Genomic DNA, 3914 nt, shown 5'->3' on the forward strand with positions numbered 1-3914 from the left:
GGTGTAGGGTGTAGGGGGAGTGGGAATTATGAATTATGAATTGGGGAGACCACTTCGTGCGCGACGTTCGGCGACGCTCAGTCGGGCCGTTGCAGGGGGAAGCGGGGAAATTGAACTAAAACCCCAAAACCCCAACCCCCAAAACCTGTCTCCTATCTCCTAACTCCTGAATACTGACGACCGCCGACCGCCTGATCTCAACAAGCAATTGAAATTACGAACAGCTTATCCAACAAGGTTTTTAGATTTATTCAGCCAGCCCTACCTGCGGCTGCATCTGATTTTTGTCAATCTACCCAGTGGGGATTTTTCCAGGGAAACTATCTGCTAAAATTCGCGCTTAATGGCGATTTTTTCCTCAATCCCGCTGCAGATTAGCTTTTGCAGTGGGATGCTTAGATGCGGTTGTTCATACATTCGTACTAATTTAAGGATGACTAATCATTGTTGATTGTCGTTATTTCTGCACATCTGAGATGCTCCCAGAAAGTCCGGACAAGCTAAGAGAAGATTTTAGTTTCAATCTGGTCATGACAAAACTACCTGAAACTTCAGGAACTGTCCTTGCTATTATCTTTTTGGTTGTCAATCTTTCCCAACTGCTTCGGCAGTTTTTTTGGGCTTTTTTTGTCTTTCTGGCTTTTTTGCGAACAAATGAACTAAGATAGTCGTTCTCTTTAATAAAAATTATGTTTAAATTTGTTTTGCCTAAGTAAAACTTATCAATTGGGCGACAAATCAGTGGCATTCAATAGCATGATTTCTGGAGCGAATTTTTCAGCAGACCCTATCTAATGGCAAGGAGAGAGTGAAACGGCTCTCTCCTTAATTATGGCTATTCGTCGTCGTCGCTGGCACCAACTTGCTTGAGATGAATATGTTTTCTCCCCAAAGTAATTTCAAATTCATCTCCCGGTTTGAGTCCCATTTTTTTGGTGTAGGCCGAACCGATCAGGAGATTATTATTTGATTGGACACTGATCCGGTAGCTGGCCGAGCGCCCACCTCGTCCATGACCATTGGCACTGCTATCTAAGTCAATTCCCTCAGCATCGATTAAAGCATTGAGAAATTTCATCATATTAACGCGTTCAATACCATTTTTTGTCATGGTATAGTAGCCGCATTCCCGGGCTTTTTCCTCTTTGCTGAGGTTGCCTAGCTGTTTAACTTTCTCAATTAGTTCGAGGCCAGTCAGGGGTTCTGGATTAGTAGTTGTGTTCATTTAAGTTTGCAGTAGATAAGTAAAGGTTAGGGTCATCAAGGCTAGTCGAGGAGAATTGCTCTCCCTGACCAGAAACAATCGGGTTACGATTGATCTCTACACTTATATTACACGGTATAAACTAAAAATTGTCACTTGCTTGGGGAAATTGATTGTAATTGATTAGACTCTATCTCTCGATCAAAATCTTAACAGAATTTATCAATGTTGATCGAGATGCCGGGGTAAGGGAGGTTAGCCTTTCTCTCATCAATGAGAGCAGGGGCTAGGATAGAGATAAAGAGGTAAAAATGAGGGATAATGAAGCTAACAACTAGGGGTCACTATAGTGTTAAAGCCTTGCTGGATCTTAGTTTACAACCGAGGGGAACTCCCGTATCGGTAAAATCGATCGCCCTGCGTCAAGATATCCCGGCTGCTTATCTAGAGAAATTGCTGATAGAAATGCGACGAGCGGGGTTAGTTCGTTCCTTTCGGGGATCGCAAGGGGGTTATCAGTTGGCTAGGCCGGCAAATCGTATCTCGTTGGGGCAAATTTTGGAGGCAGTGGGAGAGACGATCGAGCCATTATCAGGTTATCATCCCAAGGACGAACAGGCAGAAGATTGGGTGACATTTACTATCTGGAAACACCTCCACGAGAAATTAAAAGAGGCCCTGGGGAAGATTACCTTAGCGGATTTATACTACGATGCGCGTAGCTGGATCGCCGCTAGGGGAGAGGAAACCAGCTTTATTGTTTAGTAGTTTAGAAGTTATGACAGCAACAAAACAAGCAAAGATTTATGGGGGAGGTTGTCACTGTGGAGCGATCCGTTTTCAAGTGGCGATCGAGCATGATCAAGCTCTAGACTGTAATTGTTCGATTTGTCAGAAAAAAGGTTTTCTGCATCTGATTGTTCCTTCAGCACAATTTACCCTCCTAAGCGGTGAAGATTTTTTAAGTACCTATACATTTAATACCCACACAGCCCAACATTATTTTTGTCGTGTTTGTGGTATTCATCCTTTCTATCGTCCCCGCTCCCATCCTGACGCTATAGATATAAACCTGCGCTGTTTGGATGGCAATGTCTTGGAAGATTTTCAGATTCAGTTCTTTGATGGGGCTAACTGGGAAGACAATATCGAGAAAATTCGGGATATCGATGGGAAAAGGGAGTAATTGTGAAGGGAACGGCAACGGCGATCATTTTAGTATTAGGGGCGGTTTTAGATTATCTGATCGGTGATCCCTGGGGGTGGATTCATCCAGTGCAGGTGATGGGGGCGATTATTGCCGTGGCCACCAAAGTTATTCTTAATTGGACGCAGGAAAAAATTTGCCAACGTTTAGCGGGCATAATTCTGGGACTAGGTTTAATTATTTTGGCTGGGGTCTTAACTTGGCTAGGAATCCAATGGTTAGGTCAGGTCAATTTGCTGCTGAGTTGCCTAGTACAAGTGATTCTCTTGGCTAGTTGTTTAGCCGGTAGAAGTTTACGCCGGGCTGCCGAAACAGTCATCGCAGCTTTACAAGCGGAAAATATCACCTTAGCTCGTTGCCAACTAAGTTTATACGTTGGTCGCGACACAGATAATCTCGGCCAAGAAGAAATCCTTCGCGCCCTATTAGAAACCGTCAGTGAAAATGGTGTGGATGGAGTTACCGCGCCGCTTTTTTATGCCCTTCTCGGTGCTTTTCTGGGGGTGGGACCAGTACCCCTCGCTTGCGCTTATAAAGCCGCTAGTACCCTCGATTCGATGATTGGCTATCGTCGGCCACCCTACACCCATATTGGTTGGTTTAGTGCCAAAAGCGAGGACGTTTTGACATGGCTACCCTGTCGTTTAACGGTCTTAACTCTCGCCCTAATTTCGGGCCGGCCGGGGCGGGTTTTAAGCATTTGTTGGCGCGATGCCCGTCGGGATCCTAGTCCTAATTCCGGTTGGAGTGAATGCGTCTATGGGGCGATTTTGGGGGTGCAATTGGGGGGAAAAAATCAATATCGAGGCCAGATTGTGGAAAAACCTTTATTGGGCGATAACCTCAACCCGATTACCGTCAAAACCGTCGAACAGGCTTTGAATTTAACTCGTACTTGTGTATTACTTTGGCTGGCGATCGCTGTCAGCTGCTTGATTGCTAGAGATTTTGCTCAATTTTAGCGACCAGAGGCGACGGCGTTGACGGGATTGACGCTGCCAGTAACGGATAATCAGGGAGAAGGTCAAGAATAGGGATTGCAGTATCTGTATCTGTCCGCAGATGCGTTGATAGTTTTGTCGGAGATAATAGGTTTTCGCCCCGGCGATGACAATATATTCCGGGGCGGGGTAAAAAATGTGGTGTAAACGTCGTTCCACCCGGTTTAAAATTTTGGTCACTCGCCCTAAAATTCGCCGCAATTGCCACAATTTCCAGACTAGAAAGCAATTAAATAAAGTTAAGCCTAGATTGAAGCCGAGGACAAAAAAGAACATGATCGAGGCGATGGTCGAGTTATGCCAATTTTAGCCTAGATTCCCGACTTGAAAGTGTCGGGGAAAGAAATCTAAGAAGCTGCCCGCGTATTTAGGGTCTGCTGAATAAATCTAAAAACCTTGTTGGATAAGTTGAGATCAGGCAGGGGGCAGGAGGCGGTCGGCGGTCGTCAGTATTCAGGAGTCAGGAGACAGGAGATAGGAGATTATTTTATTTATTCTCCCC

Annotated in this window: 5 protein-coding genes and 1 pseudogene; 4 read left to right on the forward strand and 2 right to left on the reverse strand. The window is 45.1% G+C overall.

Translation table 11 applies throughout. The annotated features are described in order from the left end of the window. Positions 1-487: 487 nt before the first annotated feature. Positions 488-668: pseudogene (locus IQ224_RS22360) on the forward strand (transposase); the annotation flags it as partial. 167 nt (positions 669-835) lie between these two features. Here IQ224_RS22360 and IQ224_RS22365 read toward each other — a convergent pair. Next, positions 836-1225, reverse strand: a complete 390-nt coding sequence (locus IQ224_RS22365; protein ID WP_002737568.1) for an AbrB family transcriptional regulator — start codon at positions 1223-1225, stop codon at positions 836-838. A 300-nt stretch (positions 1226-1525) separates the two neighbouring features. Between IQ224_RS22365 and IQ224_RS22370 the strand changes: the two genes are divergently transcribed. From IQ224_RS22370 to cbiB, 3 genes are read left to right on the forward strand one after another with little or no spacing between them, the layout of a single operon-like run. Beyond that, the gene (locus IQ224_RS22370; RefSeq protein ID WP_002745459.1) at positions 1526-1969 is read left to right on the forward strand and encodes an RrF2 family transcriptional regulator; all 444 of its coding nucleotides are present in this window, start codon (positions 1526-1528) and stop codon (positions 1967-1969) included. Continuing rightward, the gene (locus IQ224_RS22375; protein WP_110980741.1) at positions 1917-2390 is read left to right on the forward strand and encodes a GFA family protein; all 474 of its coding nucleotides are present in this window, start codon (positions 1917-1919) and stop codon (positions 2388-2390) included. Before IQ224_RS22370 ends, IQ224_RS22375 begins: the two co-directional genes overlap by 53 nt. Positions 2391-2392: 2 nt before the next feature. Further along, a complete protein-coding gene (cbiB, locus tag IQ224_RS22380; RefSeq protein ID WP_002745455.1) occupies positions 2393-3373 on the forward strand; it encodes an adenosylcobinamide-phosphate synthase CbiB in 981 nt (326 codons plus the stop codon). On the opposite strand, the gene IQ224_RS22385 is transcribed toward cbiB, so the two are convergent. Next, positions 3314-3688 carry a hypothetical protein gene (locus tag IQ224_RS22385; RefSeq protein WP_036401618.1) on the reverse strand — a complete coding sequence of 125 codons (375 nt, stop codon included), beginning with the start codon at positions 3686-3688 and terminating at the stop codon, positions 3314-3316. The two genes, cbiB and IQ224_RS22385, sit on opposite strands and share 60 nt — an antisense overlap. Positions 3689-3914: the final 226 nt, after the last annotated feature.

This window comes from Microcystis sp. LEGE 00066 (genome assembly GCF_015207925.1).
GTDB lineage: Bacteria > Cyanobacteriota > Cyanobacteriia > Cyanobacteriales > Microcystaceae > Microcystis > Microcystis ichthyoblabe_A.

Excerpts from the sequence above, each read along its gene's own strand:
- IQ224_RS22370 (WP_002745459.1), top strand. The coding sequence starts at position 1,526 with ATGAAGCTAACAACTAGGGGTCACTATAGTGTTAAAGCCTTGCTGGAT.
- IQ224_RS22375 (WP_110980741.1), top strand. The coding sequence starts at position 1,917 with ATGCGCGTAGCTGGATCGCCGCTAGGGGAGAGGAAACCAGCTTTATTG.
- IQ224_RS22365 (WP_002737568.1), bottom strand. The coding sequence starts at position 1,225 with ATGAACACAACTACTAATCCAGAACCCCTGACTGGCCTCGAACTAATT.
- IQ224_RS22385 (WP_036401618.1), bottom strand. The coding sequence starts at position 3,688 with ATGTTCTTTTTTGTCCTCGGCTTCAATCTAGGCTTAACTTTATTTAAT.